At 36.8% G+C, this 24621-nt stretch carries 22 protein-coding genes; 15 read left to right on the top strand and 7 right to left on the bottom strand.

The genetic code is table 11. From position 1 onward, the window contains the following. Positions 1 to 135 precede the first annotated feature (135 nt). Positions 136 to 810: a response regulator transcription factor gene (locus BMX18_RS00400; protein WP_074563738.1), complete on the top strand. Its 675-nt coding sequence runs from the start codon at positions 136 to 138 to the stop codon at positions 808 to 810. Further along, a complete protein-coding gene (locus BMX18_RS00395) occupies positions 800 to 2128 on the top strand; it encodes a sensor histidine kinase (protein WP_093814556.1) in 1329 nt (442 codons plus the stop codon). The genes BMX18_RS00400 and BMX18_RS00395 overlap by 11 nt, the downstream gene beginning before the upstream one ends. A gap of 85 nt (positions 2129 to 2213) precedes the next feature. On the opposite strand, the gene rpsT is transcribed toward BMX18_RS00395, so the two are convergent. Together rpsT and coaA are read right to left on the bottom strand one after the other, a co-directional pair. Continuing rightward, positions 2214 to 2465, bottom strand: a complete 252-nt coding sequence (gene rpsT / locus BMX18_RS00390; protein ID WP_004231769.1) for a 30S ribosomal protein S20 — start codon at positions 2463 to 2465, stop codon at positions 2214 to 2216. A gap of 75 nt (positions 2466 to 2540) precedes the next feature. Then, positions 2541 to 3461 carry a type I pantothenate kinase gene (gene coaA, locus BMX18_RS00385; RefSeq protein WP_074964631.1) on the bottom strand — a complete coding sequence of 307 codons (921 nt, stop codon included), beginning with the start codon at positions 3459 to 3461 and terminating at the stop codon, positions 2541 to 2543. Between the two features lie 131 nt (positions 3462 to 3592). Here coaA and BMX18_RS00380 point away from each other — a divergent pair, with 131 nt between their 5' ends. The 7 genes from BMX18_RS00380 to nox all read left to right on the top strand — a co-directional run bounded on the left by BMX18_RS00380 (position 3593) and on the right by nox (position 11784). Beyond that, positions 3593 to 4186: a class I SAM-dependent methyltransferase gene (locus BMX18_RS00380; RefSeq protein WP_093814554.1), complete on the top strand. Its 594-nt coding sequence runs from the start codon at positions 3593 to 3595 to the stop codon at positions 4184 to 4186. A 501-nt stretch (positions 4187 to 4687) separates the two neighbouring features. Beyond that, entirely contained in the window at positions 4688 to 5353 is a 666-nt protein-coding gene (gene deoC / locus BMX18_RS00375) for a deoxyribose-phosphate aldolase (protein WP_093814552.1), read from the top strand. A 194-nt stretch (positions 5354 to 5547) separates the two neighbouring features. Further along, positions 5548 to 6612 carry a BMP family lipoprotein gene (locus BMX18_RS00370; protein WP_039696865.1) on the top strand — a complete coding sequence of 355 codons (1065 nt, stop codon included), beginning with the start codon at positions 5548 to 5550 and terminating at the stop codon, positions 6610 to 6612. 147 nt (positions 6613 to 6759) lie between these two features. Next, complete coding sequence (locus BMX18_RS00365) at positions 6760 to 8304, top strand: ABC transporter ATP-binding protein (protein ID WP_039696866.1); 1545 nt, start codon at positions 6760 to 6762, stop codon at positions 8302 to 8304. Beyond that, positions 8297 to 9349, top strand: a complete 1053-nt coding sequence (locus BMX18_RS00360; protein ID WP_074564775.1) for an ABC transporter permease — start codon at positions 8297 to 8299, stop codon at positions 9347 to 9349. The genes BMX18_RS00365 and BMX18_RS00360 overlap by 8 nt, the downstream gene beginning before the upstream one ends. A 1-nt stretch (position 9350) precedes the next feature. After that, positions 9351 to 10307: an ABC transporter permease gene (locus tag BMX18_RS00355; protein ID WP_093814550.1), complete on the top strand. Its 957-nt coding sequence runs from the start codon at positions 9351 to 9353 to the stop codon at positions 10305 to 10307. A 109-nt stretch (positions 10308 to 10416) separates the two neighbouring features. Then, positions 10417 to 11784: a H2O-forming NADH oxidase gene (gene nox / locus BMX18_RS00350; RefSeq protein ID WP_093814548.1), complete on the top strand. Its 1368-nt coding sequence runs from the start codon at positions 10417 to 10419 to the stop codon at positions 11782 to 11784. Positions 11785 to 11836: 52 nt separating this feature from the next. On the opposite strand, the gene BMX18_RS00345 is transcribed toward nox, so the two are convergent. Next, positions 11837 to 12826, bottom strand: a complete 990-nt coding sequence (locus BMX18_RS00345; RefSeq protein ID WP_039696869.1) for an L-lactate dehydrogenase — start codon at positions 12824 to 12826, stop codon at positions 11837 to 11839. Positions 12827 to 13176: 350 nt separating this feature from the next. Between BMX18_RS00345 and gyrA the strand changes: the two genes are divergently transcribed. The 6 genes from gyrA to BMX18_RS00315 all read left to right on the top strand — a co-directional run bounded on the left by gyrA (position 13177) and on the right by BMX18_RS00315 (position 20376). Continuing rightward, complete coding sequence (gene gyrA / locus BMX18_RS00340; RefSeq protein WP_039696870.1) at positions 13177 to 15630, top strand: DNA gyrase subunit A; 2454 nt, start codon at positions 13177 to 13179, stop codon at positions 15628 to 15630. 1 nt (position 15631) lies between these two features. Beyond that, positions 15632 to 16375 (top strand): class A sortase, encoded by a 744-nt coding sequence (locus BMX18_RS00335; RefSeq protein WP_257609185.1) that lies wholly within the window; start codon positions 15632 to 15634, stop codon positions 16373 to 16375. A 66-nt stretch (positions 16376 to 16441) separates the two neighbouring features. Further along, entirely contained in the window at positions 16442 to 16855 is a 414-nt protein-coding gene (locus BMX18_RS00330) for an SMU1112c/YaeR family gloxylase I-like metalloprotein (protein ID WP_039696872.1), read from the top strand. 105 nt (positions 16856 to 16960) lie between these two features. Then, positions 16961 to 17905, top strand: a complete 945-nt coding sequence (locus BMX18_RS00325; RefSeq protein ID WP_374057261.1) for a DUF1002 domain-containing protein — start codon at positions 16961 to 16963, stop codon at positions 17903 to 17905. A gap of 116 nt (positions 17906 to 18021) precedes the next feature. Beyond that, positions 18022 to 18921, top strand: coding sequence for a TDT family transporter (locus BMX18_RS00320; protein ID WP_093814542.1), 900 nt, complete (start codon positions 18022 to 18024; stop codon positions 18919 to 18921). Positions 18922 to 19116: 195 nt separating this feature from the next. Next, positions 19117 to 20376, top strand: a complete 1260-nt coding sequence (locus BMX18_RS00315; protein WP_074867579.1) for an NRAMP family divalent metal transporter — start codon at positions 19117 to 19119, stop codon at positions 20374 to 20376. A gap of 199 nt (positions 20377 to 20575) precedes the next feature. Here BMX18_RS00315 and BMX18_RS00310 read toward each other — a convergent pair whose 3' ends face one another. The 4 genes from BMX18_RS00310 to BMX18_RS00295 form a co-directional block, all read right to left on the bottom strand. Beyond that, positions 20576 to 22291 (bottom strand): phospho-sugar mutase, encoded by a 1716-nt coding sequence (locus tag BMX18_RS00310; RefSeq protein WP_074625722.1) that lies wholly within the window; start codon positions 22289 to 22291, stop codon positions 20576 to 20578. Between the two features lie 218 nt (positions 22292 to 22509). Then, positions 22510 to 23082 (bottom strand): ECF transporter S component, encoded by a 573-nt coding sequence (locus tag BMX18_RS00305; protein WP_093814540.1) that lies wholly within the window; start codon positions 23080 to 23082, stop codon positions 22510 to 22512. A gap of 89 nt (positions 23083 to 23171) precedes the next feature. Next, positions 23172 to 23711: a phosphopantothenoylcysteine decarboxylase gene (gene coaC, locus BMX18_RS00300; protein ID WP_074867577.1), complete on the bottom strand. Its 540-nt coding sequence runs from the start codon at positions 23709 to 23711 to the stop codon at positions 23172 to 23174. Continuing rightward, positions 23704 to 24390 (bottom strand): phosphopantothenate--cysteine ligase, encoded by a 687-nt coding sequence (locus BMX18_RS00295; protein WP_093814538.1) that lies wholly within the window; start codon positions 24388 to 24390, stop codon positions 23704 to 23706. Before BMX18_RS00295 ends, coaC begins: the two co-directional genes overlap by 8 nt. Between the last annotated feature and the right edge of the window lie 231 nt (positions 24391 to 24621).

Raw genomic sequence — 24621 nt, 5'->3', positions numbered from 1 at the left:
TCAGACGCTTTTTGTGTTTTTAGGAAATCTTAAGCTGCTTACGATATGCTTTTGATAAACTGAAATTATTGTATTAAATACTTAGACTTAAGGGTTAAGTCATGATATAATAAGACGAATAAGGGAGCAAGATATATGATTAAGATTTTATTAGTAGAAGATGATTTGAGTTTATCAAATTCAATCTTTGATTTTTTAGATGATTTTGCAGATGTTATGCAAGTCTTTGATGGTGAAGAAGGGCTTTATGAGGCAGAAAGTGGTGTTTATGACCTCATTTTGCTTGATCTGATGTTGCCAGAAAAAGATGGTTTCCAAGTTCTGAAAGAATTACGTGAACAAGGTATTACGACACCTGTCTTAATTATGACAGCCAAAGAAAGCCTTGATGATAAAGGACACGGTTTTGAACTTGGTGCTGATGATTATTTGACAAAACCATTTTATCTTGAAGAGTTGAAGATGCGTATTCAAGCGCTTTTAAAACGCTCTGGAAAATTCAATGATAATACTCTTTCTTACCACGAATTAACAGCTGATACATCAACTAACACAACAACTGTTAACGGTGAAAAGGTGGAGTTACTAGGTAAAGAATTTGATTTATTGGTTTATTTCTTGCAAAACCAAAATGTTATTTTGCCAAAATCACAAATTTTTGACCGTATTTGGGGATTTGATAGCGATACTACAATTTCAGTTGTTGAAGTTTATGTTTCTAAGATTCGCAAAAAATTAAAAGGAACAAATTTTGCTAAAAATCTACAAACACTTCGTAGTGTAGGGTATATTCTAAAAGATGCTGAATAACATACACAAAAAATTATCAACAGGAACGTTTTCTAATTTTTTCCATTTCTTCATTGTATTTACAGGAATTTTCATCATTATGACCACGATTATCTTGCAGATTATGCGTTATGGTCTATATTCTTCTGTAGATACCACTTTAAAAAATGCAGCTGACAACGCAAGTGATTACGTCACACGAACAATGGAGCGTAGTGATTCCTTACAATCTAATAATAGTTTTAGTAATTCTGGAAAGGGAAAACCTAGCTCAAATGTGGCAAGTTTAAGTAATGTCAGTGTGCTATTGTACGATACAAATGGAAAAATCGTAAATGCAATTGATGCGTTTGTCCAGTTCGGGACATTAGCATCTAGTGTTGATGAAGACACTATTGGTGAGATTAAAGACGAGAAAATGACAACTATCTTTGGTCAAACCGAAAAATACCATGTTTTAACGGTTAGAGTGTATAGTAGTGACTATCCAACGATTGAATACGCGACTTTCTTAATCAGTGTTAGTCAGCTTGATGAGGCAAACGAACGTTATGTAACCATAACTGTTTCAGTCATGATTATTTTCTGGATGATTTCAATTTTAGCAAGTATTTACTTGGCAAATTGGATGCGTAAACCAATTTTAGAAAGTTATGAAAAACAAAAGCGTTTTGTTGAAAATGCTAGTCACGAATTAAGAACGCCGTTAGCGGTGCTTCAAAACCGACTTGAAAGTCTTTTTAGACGACCGAATGCAACAATTCTTGATAACAGTGAAAGTATTGCAGCGAGTCTTGACGAAGTTCGTAATATGCGTATTTTAACAACCAATCTTTTGAACCTTGCTAGGCGAGATGATGGATTGAAAGTTGAATTAGAAGAAATCCAACCTTCAATCTTTAATGAAATTTTTGAGAATTACAACATGATTGCCGAAGAAAATGGTAAAACTTTTGTTGCTCATAATTCTGCGGATCGTCCGATAAAAACTGATCGCACCTTGCTTAAACAATTGATGACAATCTTGTTTGATAATGCGATTAAGTACACTGATGACGACGGTTTTATTGAATTTGCAGTTAAAACAACAGAACGCCAGACTATTCTAACCGTCGCTGATAATGGGCCGGGTATTAGTGACGCTGATAAAGCGAAAATTTTTGATCGCTTTTATCGCGTTGATAAGGCAAGGACACGTCAAAAAGGTGGCTTTGGACTTGGTCTATCCTTAGCTAAACAAATTGTTGATGCCTTAAAAGGTGATATTCAAGTTAAGGATAATCATCCAAAAGGAACTATCTTTGAAGTTCGTTTTAACCGACATAATTTTGGTAAATAAAAAAAGGATGCTTTAAGCATCCTTTTTAGTTTGTAAGAGTGTTCATTAGAAAAAGAAAAACTCCATTTGGAGTTTTCATTGGATATTATTTAGCCAATTTAGCAGCAAGACGTGCTTTATCGCGGCTAGCTTTGTTTTTGTGAATCAAACCTTTTGATTCAGCTTTATCGATGCTTGCAGAAGCAGCACGGAAAAGCTCTTCAGATGGGTTAGCTTCAAATGCTTTGATAGCAGAACGCATAGCTGATTTTTGTGCTGAATTTTTTTCGTTTTGTTTAACGTTAAGTTCAGCGCGTTTGATAGCTGATTTAATATTTGCCAATGTTTTCACCTCCAAATTAATCTAACTACATTATTATATAGAATTTATTGCGTTTTGGCAAGTCTTAATCACTGTTTCAGGAAAATTTACTTATTTTTTCAAGTAAATGTGATCGATTTTGTGATTATCAGTTTTGTGTAAAATTAATTCTGCCCTATTTCGAGTGGGTTCAATATATTTTTCTAGGTTTACAAGATTGACAGTTTTCCAAACCATTTTGGCAAACTCTAACGCGTCTTTGTGTGGCATTTTAACAAATCTATTATAGTAGTTTGTCTTGTCTGTCTTAGCAAGTTCTAGTAAGCTGTCAAAACGTTCTAGGTACCATTTTTCAATTAAATCATTTTCAGCATCAATATAGATAGAAAAATCAAAGTAGCCAGTCATATAGATACGTTTGTTTTTTTGATTCTGAAAAACGTTGATACCTTCGACGATTAAGAAATCAGGTGCTTCGATAACTTGTTCTTGATCAGGAACTATATCGTAAACTTCGTGTGAGTAAACAGGAATGCGAGCTGTCATTCCATTTTTGACAGTGTCAAGAAAGTTTAAAAGAAGTTCCATATTATAACTTTCAGGAAATCCTTTACGGTCTAAGATATTTTGCTCTATCAAGACCTTATTGGGATAAATAAATCCATCGGTCGTCACCATTTCAACTTTGCTATCCTTAAATGTTCGAGATAGTAGAAGTTGTAGAAGACGACTGGTCGTTGATTTCCCAACAGCTACAGAACCAGAGATTCCGATAATAAAAGGTCGTTTACTCGCATCTTTTTTTAAAAAGATGCTTTTTGAAAACGAAAGGTTTTCTTGAGCGTTTTTGTAAATTTGAATCAAACTGATTAAAGGAAGATAAACTTCAACAACATCCTGGATACTGATATTATCATTTAAACTTTTAATCGATTCAAGCTCCTCAGCTGTGAGAAGCGGCTGAGTTTTTCGATGCAATTCCTGCCAAGTCTCGCGAGAAATAAGATCAAAATTAATAAATTCGTTAGTCATACGAAACTCCTTAAAGAGGTTATGTACCTTATTATAGCATTTTAAGCTTTAGTTGAAAACAGTTACAATGCTTGATATGATAGAAGAGTATGATAAAATAGAAGTGCATTATAAGAGAAAGTGATAGAAGAATGACTAAAATGTATTATGCAGAAAACCCTGATAGTGCTCACGACATTCATGAATTAAAAGTTACCTTGCTTGGGCAATCGTTTACTTTTTTAACTGATTCAGGCGTTTTTTCAAAAAAAATGGTAGATTATGGGAGTCAAGTCCTTTTAAATACCCTAGATTTCGAAAAAGGGAAGACACTGTTAGATCTTGGTTGTGGGTATGGTCCTTTAGGAATTTCACTAGCAAAAGCTCAAGGTGTTAAACCAACTATGGTTGATATCAATAATCGTGCAATTGATTTAGCGAAACAAAATGCACAAAAAAATGGTGTCGAAGCTGATATTTTCCAATCAAATATCTACGAGAAAGTCAATGGAACATTTGATTATATCATCAGTAATCCGCCAATTCGTGCAGGAAAACAAGTTGTCCATACAATTATTTCTGAAAGTATTAACTATTTAAAAGTTGGTGGCAATTTGACAATTGTTATTCAGAAAAAACAAGGTGCACCAAGTGCAAAAGCCAAAATGGAAGAAGTTTTTGGAAATGTTGAGATTTTAAAACGCGATAAAGGCTATTATATTTTACGAAGTGAAAAAACAAAATAAGTGAATAAAAAATCTTTATTGAATTAGTTATTATTTCTAGTTCAATAAGGATTTTTTTGTTAAATTCCTTTAATGACAAGCTTTGTGACAAATGTCATAGAATAATTATGACATCGTAGTCACTTTTTAAAGTATAATTATTCACATAAAAATCATAAAATACACTAATATAAAGCGATTACAAAACCGAAAGTCACTAATTTTACGGTCGCAAAATCTTGTTGTTTATAGTAAAATGATAGAAAAAGGTTCAGAAATACCGAATATGACATATGACACATATGTCATATTTAGTGCGAAAAGGTTGCTATAATAAGGTTTTTATATAGAAGTGAAACGAAATAAGCGTTTTAATGAATTTTCGGTTTTTGCCATTTTTACTCTTTATTAAAAAAATAGCAAAAAAGACTTACATTCTATCAAAAAAATGGTAGAATAGATAGAGTGTAATTATTAATGAAATGAAAATAACATTTTCAGGAAGGAACGGAAATTATATTAATGTCAATTAACAAATACATTGATCACACTTTATTGAAACCTGAAAGCACTCAAGATCAAATTGATAATCTTATTGCTGAAGCTAAAGAATACAACTTTGCTAGTGTCTGTGTTAACCCAACTTGGGTTTCTCATGCTTCAGAAGCCTTAAAAGATTCTGATGTAAAGGTTTGTACTGTTATCGGCTTCCCTCTAGGAGCTAACACAAGCCGTGTGAAAGCATTCGAAACAAAAGATGCTATTGAAAATGGTGCTGACGAGATTGATATGGTAATTAACATCGGTCGCTTGAAAGCAAAAGAGTATGATTTTGTTGAAAATGATATTCGTGCTGTTGTTGAAGCAAGCGGAGATAAATTAGTAAAAGTTATCATTGAAACATGTCTTTTAACTGATGAAGAAAAAGAAAAAGCATGTCAATTGTCAGTAGCCGCTGGAGCTGATTACGTTAAAACATCTACTGGTTTCTCAACTGCAGGAGCAAATGTACATGATGTTGCTCTTATGCGAAAAACAGTCGGTCCTCACATTGGTGTAAAAGCTGCTGGTGGTGCACGTTCATATGCTGACGCTGAAGCGTTTGTTAAAGCTGGTGCAACACGTATTGGTGCCTCATCTGGTGTTGCAATTGTTAATGGTGAAACAGCTGCAGAAGGTAGCTACTAATCATTAATTAGAAGATCTTCAAACGATAACTTATTTTTGATTGTGGGACGGTCGTGACGACGGTCAGGTGGTAACATTGCCACAGTTTTGTAGACTTTTTGGAGTCTATTTTCAGAGTGTTCATTAAGCCATTTGGCTTGATAGATTTTAGCAACAAAAGTTGCTTATAAGTTTTTTAGGAGGGTTCATTTTTCATGAACAAGAAAATTGTTGGTCTTGGACTTGCTGCAGTAGCAACATTAGCGCTTGGCGCATGTAGTCGTTCAAATTCATCTAGCTCTAGCTCAAACTCAAGCGTAAAAGCTGCAATCGTTACTGATACAGGTGGTGTTGATGATAAATCATTCAACCAATCTGCTTGGGAAGGTATGCAAGCTTGGGGTAAAGAAAACAAATTGAAAAAAGATACTGACTACACTTACTTCCAATCTGATAGTGAGTCAGACTATGCAACAAACCTTGACTCAGCTGTTTCAAATGGTTACAACCTTGTTTTTGCAATTGGTTACAACCTTCACGATGCAGTTGATGAAGCTGCTCCACAAAACGAAGATACAAACTATGTTATCATCGATGATGTTGTTGCAGACCACAAAAATGTTGAAAGTGTATTGTTCGCAGATAACGAAGGTGCTTACCTTGCAGGTATCGCAGCTGCAATGCAATCTAAAACAAAACACGTTGGTTTTGTAGGAGGTGTCGAATCTGATACAATCACTCGTTTTGAAACTGGATTCAAAGAAGGTGTTGCTTCAGTAGATAGCTCAATCAAAGTTGACGTTCAATATGCTGGTTCATACTCTGATTCAGCTAAAGGTAAAACAATCGCTGCAACAATGTATGCTAGCGGTGCTGATGTTATTTACCATGCTGCTGGTGGTTCAGGTACTGGTGTCTTCTCACAAGCTAAAGAAATCAATGAAAAATTACCAGCTGATAGCGACAAAAAAGTTTGGGTTGTTGGTGTAGACCGTGACCAAACTGAAGAAGGTAACTATACTTCATCTGATAAAGTGAAATCAAACTTTGTTTTGACTTCAACAATCAAAGAAGTAGGTCAAGTTGTTAAAGATATCGCTAACGGTCAACTTAAAGATGAAAAATTCGGTGGTAACCAAACTCGTACATACGGTCTTAAAGATGGTGGTGTAGATCTTGTTACTACAAACCTTCCAGATAACATCAAATCTGCTGTAGAAACTGCAAAAGAAAAAGTTATCAAAGGCGAAGTAAAAGTTGATGATGGCGTAAACAAATAATCGCTCTTTTGAAAAAAGCGACCAAATTGGTCGCCTTTTTTCAGGGGCTGAGGTAAAAAGTCATTTTTATCTCAGTTAAGTTCATTAAAGGTCTTTTAATGGGCTTAACTGACCTAAAAATTATTATTAGACTGAAAGGGATCACACATGACACATGAAAACGTCATAGAAATGCGTGAGATTACCAAGAAATTTGGTGATTTTGTCGCAAATGACCATATTAATTTAGAAGTCAGAAAAGGTGAAATCCACGCTCTCCTCGGAGAAAATGGTGCCGGTAAATCGACTTTGATGAATATGCTTGCTGGTCTTCTACAACCAACAAGTGGTCAAATCTTAGTAAAAGGTGAAGAGGCTACACTAGATTCACCATCTAAATCAGCTAAGATGGGTATCGGAATGGTTCACCAACACTTTATGTTGGTTGAAGCTTTTACAGTTGCTGAAAACATTATCTTAGGTAATGAAGTAACAAAAGGTCCTGGAATTCTTGACCTTAAAAAAGCAAGTAAAGAAATCAAAGAATTATCTGAAAAATACGGTTTAGCGGTTGATCCGTCTGCCAAAATCTCTGATATTTCAGTTGGTGCGCAACAACGTGTTGAAATCTTAAAAACACTTTACCGCGGAGCTGATATCATTATCTTTGATGAACCAACAGCTGTTTTGACACCTTCTGAAATTACTGAATTGCTTGATATTATGCGTAATTTGGTTAAAGAAGGCAAATCAATCATCTTAATCACTCACAAACTTGATGAAATTCGTGCCGTAGCAGACCGAGTTACAGTTATCCGTCACGGTAAATCAATTCAGACAGTTCCAGTTGCTGATTCAACAAGTAACGAATTGGCTGAAATGATGGTTGGTCGTGCTGTTTCATTTAAAACAGATAAAATTCCAGCTAATCCAAAAGACGTTGTTCTTTCAATCAAAGATTTGGTTGTTAACGAAAACCGTGGTGTTCCAGCTGTTAAAGAATTGTCATTGGATGTTCGTGCTGGTGAAATCGTTGGTATCGCAGGTATCGATGGTAATGGTCAAACAGAATTGGTTGAAGCATTGACTGGTTTGCGTAAAGTTGAATCAGGTAATTTCTTCATCAAAGGTGTTGACATGACAAACCAACGTCCACGTAAGATTACTGAATTGGGTGTTGGACACGTGCCAGAAGATCGTCACCGTGATGGTATGGTCCTTGATATGACCATTGCTGAAAACATCGCTCTTCAAACTTACTACAAAGAGCCGTTCAGTAAACATGGTTTCATGAACTATCATAAGTTGAATGAACATGCTCGTCAATTGATGGCTGAATTCGACGTTCGTGCCGCAAGTGAATTAGTATCTGGCGGTGCTCTTTCAGGTGGTAACCAACAAAAAGCTGTTATTGCTCGTGAAATTGACCGCAATCCTGATTTGCTTATCGTAAGTCAACCAACACGTGGACTTGATGTCGGTGCGATTGAATATATCCGTAAACGTTTGGTTGCCGAACGTGATAAAGGTAAAGCCGTTTTAGTTATTAGTTTTGAATTAGATGAAATCCTTGATGTTTCCGACCGTATTGCCGTTATTCATGATGGTAAAATTCAAGGTATCTTAGACGCTGCCACAACCAATAAACAAGAACTTGGTATTTTGATGGCTGGTGGAAAAGTGGAAAAGGAGGATTCTAATGTTAATGTCTAAGAAAACCCAAAAATGGGCTGTTCCATTGATTGCAGTATTCCTTGGAATGTTACTCGGAGCAATCCTTATGCTTTGCTTCGGATACAATCCTTTGTGGGCATATAATGATTTGCTTTACACTGCATTTGGTTCAGTAAAAAATATTGGTGAAATCTTCCGTGCAATGGGTCCACTTATCCTAATTGCCCTTGGTTTCTCAGTTGCTTCAAAAGCTGGTTTCTTTAACGTTGGTCTTCCTGGTCAAGCGTTAATGGGTTGGGTAATGTCAGTTTGGTTTGCTTTGTCATTCCCTGATTTACCAAAACCAGTTTCAGTAATTTGTACTGTTTTGGTTGGTCTTATTGCTGGTGGTATCGCTGGTGCCATTCCTGGTATTTTACGTGCTTTTCTTGGTACAAGTGAAGTTATCGTTACGATCATGATGAACTACATTATCTTGTACGGAACACAATACCTTATCCAAGATGTCTTCCCAGATAAAATCATGCGTACAACAGAAGCGACTATTAAAGTTTCTGAAAATGCATCATATCAAACAGAATGGCTATCTGCTCTAACAGATAACTCACGTATTAACATCGGTATTTTCATCGCTTTATTTGCTGTCTTTATCGTATGGTTCTTAATGCGTAAGACAACATTGGGTTATGAAATTACTTCTGTAGGGATTAACCCACACGCAGCTGAATACGCTGGTATGTCGGCTAAACATTTGATTGTAGTTTCAATGATTATCTCAGGTGCTCTTGCTGGTCTTGGTGGTACTGTTGAAGGTCTTGGAACATTCGGAAATGTTTATTCTCAAACAAGCTCATTAAGTATCGGATGGGACGGAATGGCCGTATCTCTACTTGCTGTTAATACAGCTCTTGGTATTCCATTTGCTTCATTCTTGTATGCCGTTCTTTCAATCGGTAAAACAGGTATGATTGGTATCCCGTCAGAAGTTATCGATGTTGTGTCAGCATTCATCATCTTCTTTGTTGGAGCTGACTACTTGATTCGTCAATTTATTAAAACTAAAAAAGAAGAAGGAGGAAAGTAAGATGAGTTTTTCAACAACGTTAGCCCTATTAGTTTCTTCCATGCTAATTTATTCTGCACCTTTGATTTTCACAAGTATCGGTGGAACATTCTCTGAACGCGGAGGTATCGTTAACGTCGGTCTTGAAGGGATCATGGTTATGGGTGCTTTCTCAGGTGTTTTGTTCAACCTTACATATGCTGATGTTTTCGGACATGCAACACCTTGGGTTGCTTCAATTGTTGCTGGTTTAGTTGGTCTCTTGTACTCACTTATCCACGCAGTAGCAACTATTAATTTACGTGCTGACCACGTAGTGTCTGGTACAGTATTGAACTTGATTGCACCATCATTTGCGGTTTTCCAATGCCGTCACTTGTTTGGAAAAGGTCAAACAGATACTATCACACAAACATTCGGACGTTTTTCATTCCCGATTTTAAAAGATATTCCATTTATCGGAAAAATCTTCTTCAACAATACATCTTTGGTAGCATACGTAGCTATCTTGGTATCATTTATTTCATGGTACATCATCTTCAAGACACGCTTTGGTCTTCGCCTTCGTTCAGTTGGAGAACACCCACAAGCAGCTGATACACTAGGTATTAATGTTTACCTTATGCGTTATGCAGGTGTTATGATTTCAGGTTTCCTTGGAGGAATCGGTGGTGCTGTTTACGCACAAACTATTTCAAATAACTTTGCGGTTACAACAATTGCAGGTCCTGGTTTCATCGCTCTTGCTGCTATGATTTTTGGTCGTTGGAATCCAGTCGGAGCTATGCTTTCAAGTCTATTCTTCGGTTTATCACAATCTCTTGCGATTATTGGAGCACAGTTACCATTCTTCTCAAATATTCCATCTGTTTACCTTAAAGTTGCACCATACGTATTGACAATCGTTGTCTTGGCTGCCTTCTTTGGTAAAGCAGTTGCGCCAAAAGCGGATGGTGTTAACTATATTAAATCTAAATAAGACAAATAAGTTGGTGTTATGCCAACTTATTTTTTAAGCTAAATAATTGTAAGCGTTTTAAATATATGGTATAGTTACCTTAATAAATAAGATAATCGAGGTTACTTCTATGAGTAAAATTGTTGTAATTGGAGCAAATCACGCTGGTACAGCTTGCATAAAAACGATGTTAACTAATTATGGTTCTGAAAACGAAGTAGTGGTCTTTGACCAAAATTCAAACATCTCGTTTTTAGGATGCGGGATGGCTTTATGGATTGGTCAGCAGATTTCAGGACCAGAAGGGCTTTTTTATTCAAATAAAGAAGAACTTGAGCAGTTGGGCGCAAGAATTTACATGAATTCTCCTGTAGAGTTAGTTGATTACGACAAGAAATTGGTGACAGCTCTAGTTGACGGTAAGCCACATCTAGAAAGCTACGATAAGTTGATTTTTGCGACAGGTTCAAGGCCAATAATTCCACCGATTAAGGGAGTTGAGCTGAAAGAAGATAGCCAAGAATTTGAAGCTAAGTTGGAAAACATTCAGTTTGTAAAACTCTATCAAAATGCTCAAGATGTCATTGAAAAGCTTAAGGAAAAAGAGATTTCACGTGTTGCAGTTGTGGGTGCTGGTTACATTGGTGTAGAATTAGCAGAAGCCTTTCAACGTAAAGGAAAAGAAGTAACATTGATTGATGTTGCTGATACATGTCTTGCAGGTTATTATGACAAAGATCTAAGCGGTATTATGGCAAATAATCTTCAAGCTCACGGCATCAGGCTAGCTTTCGGAGAAACCGTTAAAGAAGTTGTCGGAAAAACAAAGGTTGAAAAAATCATAACTGACAAAGCAAGTTATAATGTTGATATGGTTATCCTTGCTGTTGGCTTTAGACCAAATACAAGCCTTGCTGCTGGAAAAGTTGAACTCTTCAAAAACGGCGCTTTTCTCGTTGATAAAAAACAAGAAACAAGTCTCCCTGGTGTTTATGCTATCGGTGATTGTGCAACCATTTATAACAATGCTTCTCGAGAAACAGATTATATCGCACTAGCTTCAAACGCTGTAAGGACAGGTATCGTTGCTGCGCATAATGCATGTGGTCATAATCTTGAAGGAATTGGAGTGCAAGGATCAAATGGTATCTCCATTTATGGCTTAAATATGCTATCAACTGGTTTAACGCTTGAAAAAGCAAAAACCAAAGGCTTTGATGCAGAAGAAGTTGAATACAGTGACAAACAAAAACCAGATTTCATCGAGAAGAATAACTTCGAAGTCACTTTAAAGATTGTTTATGACAAAGAAAGTAGACGTGTATTGGGTGCTCAGATGCTGGCTATGGCAGATGTTTCATTAGGTATTCATCTTTTCTCACTAGCTATTCAAGAAGGTGTTACGATTGATAAATTAGCTCTCACAGATTTGTTCTTCTTACCTCACTTCAATAAGCCGTACAACTATATTACAATGGCTGCCTTAAATGCAAAATAAGACACAAAAAAAGCTATCCTTACGGATAGCTTTTTATTTTAAAAACTAGAAATTAGTTTTTGCAAGCAGAAGCGAATTCTTCTTTAGAGAAAGCTTCGTCGATGATAGCTTTCAATTCTTTAGCAGAAGCTTCCATTTTTTGTTGTTCAGCGTCATTCAATGGAATGTTAACTGGACGAACGATACCGTGTGCACCAACGATAGCTGGTTGACCGATGTAGCAGTCAGTTACGTTAGCGTATTGACCTTCTTGGAATACAGAAAGTGGAAGTACTGCATTTTCATCGTTAAGGATTGCTTTAGTGATACGAGCAAGCGCAACAGCGATACCGTAGAATGTAGCACCTTTTTTGTTGATGATTGAGTAAGCAGCGTCACGAACACCTTCGAAAAGTTCAACCAATTCAGCTTCTTCAACGTTTTGAACGTCTTTAAGGTAGCTTTCAAGGTTTACACCGGCAACGTTAGCGTGTGACCAAACAGCAAATTCTGAGTCACCGTGTTCACCCATGATGTATGCGTGAACTGAACGAGCATCAACATCAAGTTTTTCAGCCAATGCTTGACGGAAACGAGCTGAGTCAAGTGAAGTACCTGAACCGATAACGCGTTCTTTAGGGAATCCAGAGAATTTCCATGTAGAGTAAGTCAAGACGTCAACTGGGTTTGCAGCAACCAAGAAGATTCCTTTGAATCCAGATTTAACAACTTCAGTTACGATTGATTTGTTGATAGCAAGGTTTTTACCAACAAGGTCAAGACGAGTTTCACCTGGTTTTTGTGGAGCACCTGCAGTGATAACTACAAGGTCAGCATCTGCACAGTCTTCGTATTTAGCTGCGTAGATTTTTTTAGGTGAAGTGAAAGCAAGAGCGTGGCTAAGGTCTTCAGCATCCCCAACAGCTTTGTTGAACAATTGTGGGATTTCGATGATACCAAGTTCTTGAGCGATTCCTTGGTTTACAAGTGCGAATGCGTAAGAAGAACCTACGGCACCGTCACCAACAAGGATAACTTTTTTGTGTTGTTTAGTTGCAGTCATTTATCTAAACATCTCCTTAATTTTTTTAGGCTGACGCCCATACGAATAATATTTTAACACGTTAAGTGAGAAATGTCACGAACTTATTGTAAAAATTTGAAAAAAGAAGAAAGCAAAAATTTTAGGCGAAAACTCTCTATTTTTATCTTAAAAGTTAGTGAATTTTTCACAATGATTTTACTGATTTATTGCCATATTATTATTTTGAAAATACTTAGGAAAACTTTGATAGCTAATCTTACATTTAGTTAATAAGACGTAAAAGGAGATTGGTCAAGATATGGTTTTACCGTACTTTTTGTGGTATAATATAGTTGAGTTTTACACTAGAAAAGGAGTGTTTTTCCTTAATGCAGGATAAGAATTTAATTGACGTAAATCTAACTTCAGAAATGAAGACAAGCTTTATTGATTACGCCATGTCTGTTATTGTTGCTCGTGCTCTTCCTGATGTACGCGATGGATTGAAACCAGTTCATCGTCGTATCTTGTACGGGATGAATGAGCTCGGTGTAACGCCAGATAAACCTCATAAGAAATCTGCACGTATCACCGGTGATGTTATGGGTAAATATCACCCACACGGTGATTCATCAATTTATGAAGCAATGGTGCGTATGGCACAATGGTGGAGCTACCGCCACATGCTCGTTGACGGACATGGAAACTTTGGTTCTATGGACGGAGACGGCGCAGCCGCACAACGTTATACAGAAGCACGTATGAGCAAAATCGCTCTTGAAATGCTTCGTGATATTAACAAGAATACTGTTGATTTCCAAGATAACTACGATGGTAGTGAACGTGAACCACTTGTTTTGCCATCACGTTTTCCTAACTTACTCGTTAACGGTGCGACAGGTATTGCCGTTGGTATGGCAACTAATATTCCACCACACAACTTAGGGGAATCTATCGATGCCGTTAAACTGGTTATGGATAATCCTGATGTTACAACACGTGAGTTGATGGAAGTATTGCCTGGTCCTGATTTCCCAACAGGAGCGCTTGTTATGGGTAAATCTGGAATTCGTAAAGCCTATGAAACTGGTAAAGGTTCTATCGTTCTTCGCTCACGTACTGAAATCGAAACAACTAAGAGCGGTCGTGAACGTATTGTTGTCACAGAATTCCCATACGGAGTTAACAAGACTAAAGTTCACGAACACATCGTTCGTTTAGCACAAGAAAAACGTATCGAAGGAATTACTGCCGTTCGTGATGAATCAAGCCGTGAAGGTATCCGATTTATCATTGAAGTGCGTCGTGACGCATCAGCAAACGTTATTCTAAATAACTTATTCAAACTTACTAGCTTGCAAACAAACTTCAGCTTTAACATGCTTGCTATTGAAAATGGTGTTCCGAAGATTCTTTCTTTGAAACAAATCATTGTTGACTACATTGAACACCAAAAAGAAGTTATTGTTCGTCGTACAGAGTTCGATAAAGCCAAAGCTGAAAAACGTGCTCACATCTTAGAAGGTTTGTTAATCGCTCTTGACCATCTTGATGAAGTTATTAGCATTATTCGTAACAGTGAAACTGATGTCATTGCTCAAGGCGAATTGATGAGTCGATTCAACTTATCTGAACGTCAAAGTCAAGCTATCCTTGATATGCGTCTTCGTCGTTTGACAGGATTGGAACGCGAAAAAATCCAAGCCGAATACGATGACCTTCTCGCATTGATTGCTGATTTGGCTGATATTTTGGCAAAACCAGAACGTGTTATCACAATCATCAAAGAAGAAATGGATGAGATTAAACGTAAATACGCTGATCCACGTCGTACTGAATTGATGGTTGGTGAAGTTCTTTCACTTGAAGACGAAGATTTGATTGAAGAAGAAGACGTCTTGATTACTCTTTCAAATAAAGGATACATCAAACGTCTTGCTCAAGATGAATTCCGTGCTCAACGTCGTGGTGGACGAGGTGTTCAAGGAACTGGTGTTAATGACGATGATTTTGTTCGTGAATTAGTTTCTACAAATACCCATGACCATGTATATTTCATGACCAATAAAGGACGTGTTTACCGCTTGAAAGGTTATGAAATTCCTGAGTATGGTCGTACGGCTAAGGGATTGCCAATTGTTAACCTTCTAAAACTTGATGAAGGTGAAACTGTTCAAACTATTATCAGTGAAAAAGGCAGTGATGATAACGAAAATTACTTGTTCTTTGTCACACGACAAGGTGTTGTAAAACGTACCAAAGAGTCTGAATTTAGCAATATCCGTCAAAATGGTCTTAAAGCCCTTAACTTAAAAGAAGGTGACGAGTTAATCAACGTTATCCGAACAAACGGTAATGATGATATTATCATCGGAACTAAGACTGGTTACAGCGTTCGCTTTAACGAATCTGATGTTCGTAGCATGAGCCGTTCAGCAACTGGTGTTCGTGGTGTTAACCTTCGTGAAGGCGATGAAGTTATCGGTGCTTCACGTATTACAGATGACCAAGAAGTTCTTGTCATTACTGAAAAAGGTTATGGTAAACGTACACTAGCTTCTGAATATCCAACTAAAGGTCGTGGTGGTAAAGGTATCAAGACTGCTAATATCACTGAGAAAAATGGTCAATTGGCTGGACTTGTAACAGTTAACGGCGATGAAGATATCATGGTTATCACAGACACAGGTGTCATGATTCGTACAAGCGTCGCTGACATTTCTCAAACTGGTCGTGCAACATTGGGTGTTAAAATCATGCGCCTTGACCAAGATGCGAAAATCATGACTCTAGCTCTTGTTCAACCAGAAGAAGAACAAGAAACTGAAGAAGTAGAAGATTAGAATAATGAAAAAGAAGAAAACACATCGTTTTTTGACTTTCCTTAGGATTACACTTTGTTTAGTTCTATTGCTTTTAGGACTTGCCTTGATTTTTAATAAATCCATTTGTAATTTTTTGATTGGCCATCAGTCAAATCATTATCAAATCAATAAAGTCTCTAAAAAGAAGATTAAAGATAATCAAAATGCTAAAGTGACTTATGATTTCTCAGCTGTTGAACCAGTAACAGTCGAATCGGTCTTAAAAGCTCAATCGACTAATCTTGACCTTCCTGTAATTGGTGGTATTGCTATACCAGATCTTGGTATTAACCTACCAATCTTTAAAGGACTTGGAAATACCGAATTATCTTACGGTGCTGGAACGATGAAAGAAGATCAAGTAATGGGTGGACAGAATAATTACGCCCTTGCTAGCCATCACGTCTTTGGCATTTCTGGTTCATCTAAGATGTTGTTTTCACCTTTGGAGAATGCTAAGGCAGGAATGAAGATTTACCTTACCGATAAATCAACGGTTTACACCTACGTTATCACTGAAAAATTTTTAGTGACACCTGACCGTTCGGATGTTTTAAATGACGTTCCTGACCAAGCTTTGGTCACTCTAGTGACTTGTACGGATCAGGAAGCAACTGAACGAATTGTTGTCAGAGGTAGCTTAGAATCGTCTGTCGCTTATGACCAAGCTTCAAACGACATTCACAAAGCCTTTGATTACTCTTACAATCAAATGACCTTTTAAAGAAAAAAGCTGAGAGTAGGTTTTATTCTCGGCTTTTTCTAAACATACATTAACAAGGAGATTTTTATGAAATTAAACGCTGTTCACCATGTGGCACTTATTGTCTCTGATTATGACAAATCACGTGATTTTTACGTTAACAAACTTGGTTTTGAAATTATCCGCGAAAACCATCGTCCAGAACGTCACGATTACAAGCTTGATTTGAAATGTGGTTCTATCGAACTTGAAATTTTCGGGAATAAGACATCAGATCCAGCTTATGTTGCTCCACCAAAACGTGTTGGGCAACCAGAGTACCATATGGAAGCTTGCGGTCTTCGTCATTTAGCTTTTTACGTTGAAAATATCGAAGCCTATAAGGCTGAACTCGAAGATATGGGAATTTACGTACAGCCTATCCGTCACGATGACTATACTGGCAAGAAAATGACTTTCTTCTTTGACCCAGATGGTCTACCGCTAGAATTACACGAGTAGAATGTGAGTAAATAACAGTTTTTTTCAGACGCTTTAAACAAGAAGTGCTATAATTAAATACCTAAGTGAAAGGAATTAATTAAGATGAAATTTAAAAAGACACTCATGGCTTGTGCGCTAGCATTATTCTCAACTCTTGCAGTTGGTCACGTTCAAGCAGCAAGTAACTCAGTTCAAGATGTCATTGATGAAACATATGTGCAACCAGATTACGTCCTTGGTTATTCTTTATCGGATGATCAACGCAATCAAACCTTATCATTGCTTGGTTACGATAGTTCCAAAGATACTAGTGTCAAAACAATTACAACAAGCGCTTATGCTCAAATTATGGATGTCGCTGATGATCCAAGTTTACAATTGTATTCATCAGTTAAAATTCAAAAATTGGGCTCTTCAGAGACATTAACAGTGAATATTGTCACTCCTGAAAATATCACAAAAGTAACGTCAGATATGTACCGCAATGCTGCAGTAACACTCGGTATCGAACATGCTGCAATTACAGTAGCCTCACCAATTCCAGTAACTGGTGAATCAGCTTTGGCGGGAATTTATTACTCACTTGAAGAAAATGGTGCTAAAGTTTCTGATGAAAGCAAACAATTAGCACAAGAAGAATTGAACACTTTGTCTACTATCAATGCTGAAAATCAAGGGACAGATGGTTATGACGCTGATAAATTGAACGTTGCTTTAGCTGATATCAAGTCAGCAGTAGCAGACGCAGGCTCTGACGTGACTAAAGACGATGTTCGCAAAATCGTTGATGAAACACTTGAAAACTATAAATTGAAAGATGTTCTATCAAATAATCAAATCAACATGATTGTAAACTTTGCTTTCAATCTTTCAAAATCAAGCATCATTGATAGCAGTAGCTTCAAATCAGCTTTGGCATCTTTGAAAAATAGCATCGTTTCAAATGCTGGATCAACTTTCAAAGGCATTAACTTGAATTTTGATTCATCAAGTGCTTTAGAATCTGGAAAAGGTTTCTTAGCAAACATCTGGCAAGCTATTGTCAACTTCTTTAAAAACTTATTCTAAAAAGATTTGGTTTTGAGGAGCTTTTGACTTCAACTTATTTATGTTACAATAACAATACCTCATGGATTGACATGGGGTATTTTCGTTATCATAAAAATATATTTTAAGGAGAATGGATGAGAAAGTTAAAAGAACCTCCTCTAGCCATTGGTGGTTTAGGCTTAAGCTTTTTTTCACTGGGAAATACCTTAGGAGAGTATTCAATCACTTTGCGCTATGCATTAGGCGGGATAGCTTTTGTTTTATATTTACTATTATTGACAGCTTTCGTGAATTCTTTTAAAAACTATAGAGTGGCTCTTAAGGAGCCTTTGACGGCTTCAATTTTTCCAACACTCCTAATGCAGGGAATGCTAATGATTGTCTATCTAGATGACTTTCCAGACTGGCACGGAATTACTGAGATTATTTTTCGAACGATTTGGTGGTTATCCTTTATAGCTTTAATTGCTTATATCATCATTTTCTCAAAACGATTTCTTTGGTCTTTTAACTTAAGGAATGTCTATCCATCTTGGGCAGTTCTTTATATCGGAATCGGGATTTCTAGTCTTACGGTTCCATGGACCGGATATGCTCAACTTGGTAAAATCGTTTTTGTTTATCTTTTAATTGCTCTAACAGCCCTTTTGCCAACAGTCTTTTTAAGGCTCTGGAAACACGGTATCCCAGACGAGGTTAAAGCTAACCTTGCGACACTTTGTGCCCCAGCATTAGTAATCCTTGCTTATCTAAATGCTTTTGAAACAATATATCGTCCATTATTGCTTGGATTGTTGATTCTATCGCAGCTTTTATATGTTTTAGTGATTTCTTGTCTTCCAAAAATCTTGAAGAAGGATTTCAATCCAGGGTTTTCAGCCTTGACTTTTCCTTTAATCGTTACAGCAGTAGCTTTAAAAGGGGCTGCAAAGTATTTTGAAGTCTTACAATACCTTTTTATCATAGAATTATTAGTAGCAATTTTCATCTTGATAAAAGTAGCTGCAGGATATATCAAGTATTTTAGAGATTAGTTTTATAAAAACACCAAAAATCATTAGTACCGAGAGTTATGTCTCGGTTTTTTTGATAGTTAAAATATATTTTTCAGTTTTTTCAGAAAATTTACGTAAAAAGGTTGACTTTCTTTAGTTTGAGTTGTAAAATAAATCTTGCACAATTCAGAATTATCTGAAAATTGAAAGTTTATTTAGAAAGAGGTCTGGTTTATGACTGAAAGCACAGAACAACAGTCGACCTGGCGCACTAAACTTAAAGCACTTGGCCCTGGTATTCTAATGGCGTCAGCTGCCGTTGGCGGCTCACACATCGTTTCTTCTACGCAAGCAGGAGCTATCTACGGATGGCAATTGGCTTTGCTAATCATTTTGATTAACATTTTCAAGTATCCATTTTTCCGTTTTGGTTCCCAATACACAATGGAAAATAATAAAAGCTTGATTGAAGGATACGCTGAAAAAGGTAAAGGTTGGCTTGCTGTTTTCTTCGTTTTAAATGTCTTCTCAGCAATCGTTAATACTGCTGGTGTTGGGATTCTTTGCGCAGCAATTTTATACAATGTCTTCCCAAATGGCTTTGGATTAAGTATTTCACAATTGACAACAATTATCATTGTGATTATTTGGGCCATGTTACTGATCGGTGGTTATCGTTTCCTTGATTCGCTTGCGAAATGGGTAATGACTGCCTTGACTTTGGCAACTGTTTTGGCGGTTGTTGTTGCATTATTCAAACACCGTGAATACGCTCCAAACTTTGAAGCTCCAACACCATGGCGCATGGCAGCTTTACCATTTATTGTTTCTTTGATGGGATGGATGCCTTGTCCAATCGAAATTTCAGCTATCAACTCAATGTGGTCAGTTGAAAAACGTAAAACAGTCAATATGTCCGAAGACGATGCCGTCTTTGATTTCAATACTGGTTACGTTGGAACTGCCATTTTAGCTCTTATTTTTTGTGCTCTTGGCGCCTTAATTCAATTTGGTTCAGGTGAAGAAGTACAAAGTGCATCAGCAGCCTACATCGCTCAATTCGTTAACATGTATGCAGAAGTTCTTGGTGAATGGGCTCGCTTCTTGATTACCTTGATTGCCTTCCTATGTATCTTTGGTACAGTTATTACAGTTATCGATGGTTATTCTCGTGCCAATAACGAATCACTCCGTTTGTTACTTGGTAAAAAAGAATCATCTCAAAAAGCTCTTTATGCTTGGATGACTGTGACAGCAGCCGTTGGTCTTGTGATTGTTTACCTTTTTGCTGGTAACGTGGCAACAATGCTTCGCTTTGCCATGATTGCATCATTTATTACAACACCATTCTTTGGTTACCTTAATTATTCTTTGGTTAATAACAAAGATCACCAAATCAAACCTTGGTTGAAAGTTCTATCAATCATTGGTCTTATTTACCTCTTTGGTTTTGCATTGTTCTTTATCATTGCTTGGCTAACTGGTAATATTTAATACGTTTTTTCATGAAATGAACACCCCCTAAAAAACAAAAAAGAAACAGCACCTTATCTCCCTTGGGTGTTGTTTTGTTGTATATAAATATATTTATGTAAACTGATTGGCGGTTGCCTTTTTAATATTAAAAGATCTAATTTAGTGCGTAAAAAAACTCCTTCTAGAATAGAAGGAGTTTTAGAATATCTAACTAAAATTATTTAACAAATGCGTTAATTTCTTTTTCGATGTTAGCAATTTTAGCTTCAGCATCAGCTAAGTCAGAACCAACTGTTGCGAAGTAGAATTTGATTTTTGGTTCTGTACCTGAAGGACGAACAGCAATCCAAGAATCATCAGCAAGTGTGTATTTCAAAACGTTGCTTGGTGGAGTTGTCAATTTTTCAACGCCAGCAGCGCTAGTAGCTGTTTGTGCTAAGAAGTCTTCAGTTTTAACAACATCAGTTGAGTTGAATTGAACTGGAGCGTTGTCACGGAATTTATCCATGATTTTCTTGATTTCTGCAGCACCGTCAACACCACTAAGTGTTACTGAGATAGTTTTTTCTGCGAAGTATCCGTATTCTTTGTAGATTTCTTCGATACCATCAGCAAGTGTTAAACCACGTGAACGGTAGTAAGCAGCAATTTCAGCTACGATAAGAACAGCTTGAACGGCATCTTTATCACGTACGAATGGTTTGATAAGGTAACCGAAGCTTTCTTCGAAACCAAACATGTAAGTGTGGTTGTGTTTTTCTTCAAATTCTTGAATTTTTTCTGCGATGAATTTGAAACCAGTCAAGACATTAAACATTTTAGCGCCGTAGCTTTCAGCGATTTTAGTTACCAATTCAGTTGATACGATTGATTTTGCCAAAGCTGCATTTTCTGGAAGAGTTCCAGCTGTTTTATGTGCTTCAAGAATGTATTTAGCAATGATCGCACCGATTTGGTTACCAGAAAGGTTACGGTATGAACCGTCAGCTTGACGAATTTCAACACCAAGACGGTCAGCATCTGGGTCAGTTGCAACAAGAACGTCAGCATCAACTTTGCGTCCAAGTTCTTCAGCAAGAGCAAATGCTTCTTGATTTTCTGGGTTTGGAGATTTTACAGTTGAGAAGTCTGGGTCTGGAACAGCTTGAGCTTCAACAACTTGTACAGATTCAAAACCAGCTTGTGCAAGAGCTCGACGAGCAAGCATTTCACCAGTACCGTGAAGTGGAGTGTAGACAATCTTCATGTCTTTGCCGTATTCATCAATCAATTTTTGGTTGATGTTGACGTCTTTAACTTCTTTAAGGTATTCAGCATCGACATTTTCACCGATAACTTCAATAAGACCAGAAGCTTTGCTTTCTTCAAGATCAGCTAATTCGATGGCAAATGGATCATCGATAGCACGAATGAAGTCAGTCAAGGCATCAGCATCAGCAGGTGGCATTTGTCCACCATCTTCACCATAAACTTTGTAACCATTAAATGGAGCAGGGTTGTGACTTGCAGTAACCATGATACCAGCAAAAGTACCAAGGTGACGAACAGCAAATGACAATTCTGGAGTTGGGCGAAGTGATTCGAAAACATATGCTTTAATGCCATGTTTTGCTAAAACTTGAGCAGATTCGAAAGCAAATTCAGGTGAGAAGTGACGTGAGTCGTAGGCGATAGCAACACCACGTTTTTTAACATCTTCACCTTTTGTTTCGATAAGTTTTGCAAGACCTTCAGTAGCTTGGCGAACAACGTAAACGTTGATACGGTTAGTACCAGCGCCGATAACACCACGCATACCTGCTGTACCAAACTCAAGGTTTGTGTAGAAAGCATCTTCTTTTGTCTTTTCGTCCATGGCTAACAATTCTTCACGGAGATAATCGGGAAGCCCCGCAAAATCGAGCCATTTTTGATAGTTTTCAGTGTAAGTCATTAATGGAACTCCTTTATATGTTCTTATAAACGCTTTCATTATACCACTTTGCGAAAATTATTTCTAGTAAAAATTTAATATAAGTGAAAATATTGTTAAATCAAGCTTTTTGAGCGCTTTTGTTTAGTTACGCAAACGTTTGTGTAAGGTAAAAATTAACCAATTTTTTAACTTCATGTGACTAAAAAAAACCACGGTTTTCCCGTGATTTTCATTATTTATGCTCTGATTTTCTGTAATTTTGGAACAATTGCAAGCGTTAAAATAGCTGAAATAATCATCTCTGCAATCGCATTTGTACCAAAGACAACTGCAAGTAGTGCTTTGATATCTCCACTATACACATTTGCAAAGAGGAAGAAAATACCACCCAAAACAAAAATTGTATTTGTCATAGAACCAATAGCACCAGCGACAATGATACCAAATCTATTATGAATCCATTTGTAAACAAAGTATGGTGTGATACCAATCAGAATACGAGGTACCATGGCAACAATTAATGAAGAAAGATTACCATTTTCAACAAATGGAGAGAAGAGGTAACTTGTTGGTAGAAGAGTCAAAGTGTTCACTGTTACACTGATAACTCCCATTAAAGCACCAAGCGTAGCACCGATTCGTGGTCCGTAAACAATAGATGCAATGATTACCGGAACGTGAATAAGTGTCGGCTTGATTGGCACAGGCCAAAGGTTAAAGACAAGGCTTGTTAAGAAATTAATAACAAGCATGATAGCAAAGAAAATTGCAACTGTGGCAATATTACTTGTTGCTTTACTGTTTTTCATAACTCCTCCTAAGAGATGACTTTTTTGGTTTTTCTTTTGAAAGCCCAATACATTATACAAATTTACAGGTGTCTTGACAAGGGTAAAAATTATAGACGTTTTTCGATACGCTCGATAATTGTGTCAAGTTCAGCCAGCGCACCGCGACCAAGATCTCCACAAGCTAAAAGGCTTGAGCGTGGCTCAATTTCCTCATAACCGACCTCTTTTAAGATCGATAAATTACGCTGCGTTAAGGGATTTTCATACATTTTTGTGTTCATGGCTGGCGCAATTAATTTAGGTGTTTCAGCTGGCAAAGCAAGAGCAGTAGCTGTAACCATATTATCAGCTAAACCGTGTGCTAATTTTGCTAAAGTATTAGCAGAAGCAGGGGCAAGGATAAATAAATCAGCTTTTTTAGCTAATTCGATATGATTAACGCTCTTAGGATCCTCTTCGGTCATAACATCAAGATGAACAGTATTTTTTGACAAGACCTGAAGCGTCAATGGCGTGATAAAATCAGTAGCTGCCTTGGTCATTAAAACATGAACATCATAGCCAAGTTTCGTTAATTGATTAGTTAAATCAGCTGCTTTGTAGGCAGAGATACTACCAGAAACAGCTAATAAAATACTTTTAGACATGATTTGTCACCCTTTCAAAAATCAAGTTTGCAATAGCTTTTTTAGTGTCCGCTTCATAGACATGAGATTCCTCTAGCAAATAAGCATGGTGCTTATCTCCCTTAATCTCAGTTAAATCATTGGCAAGAATATAGCGTGCTTTATTTTTTTGTAAACTCTCACGCGCAACAGCAAAAAGCTCGTCTTTGCTGACATTAACTAACAATTTAAAGCCAATTAAGCAAATATCAGGATTCCAAGTTTTCACTAAAGAAATCACTTTTGGTGTTTTTTTCATAAAAAGCACTTGGTAGTCTTCTTTAGAAGAAATCTTAGATTCTGTATTTTGACGATTTAGCAAATCCGAAACGTGTTCAGCCTGTTCAACTTCATTAAGATCTGTCATATAAACAGGCGTATAATCAGACACCGCCATGCTATGAATAAAGACATCATGCGTTTTGACGAGAGGCTCAAGCGTACTTAGCAAACTGTCAACATTTGTAATGATCTGCACAGTTAAAAGAGGGTGATCCTTTGGTTTAACAGCTTCTTTAGTTGTAACCAAAGTTACGTGGTACCCTTTTTCTAAAAATGCTTCTGCAATGTATTTTCCTAAAGTTCCAGTAGCGTGGTTAGTAATGCCACGCACAGAATCTATCTTCTCGGTTGTTCCACCGGATGTTATTAAAATTTTCATAGCCTTATTTTACACAAAAACATTTTTTTCGTAAATTGTTTGACACACTTTTAATTTAGAAAGTGCCTATTTTTCACAAATATTTACCTAAAAACGAACAATAACACCCTTTTCTCCTGAGAAGTTTGAAGAATGAAACAATTGATTTCAATGGTTTTCAAAACGAACAATCTCTAATGAATTCTGTTATTTCAAGGATTTTAAAAACGTTCTTTGTTATAACGAATAACT

Origin of the sequence: Streptococcus sp. 45, from assembly GCF_900108865.1 — a bacterium.
Lineage (GTDB): Bacteria > Bacillota > Bacilli > Lactobacillales > Streptococcaceae > Streptococcus > Streptococcus ruminicola.
The sequence above is the reverse complement of the archived record's forward strand: the minus strand, read 5'-3'. Positions and strand labels throughout refer to the sequence as shown.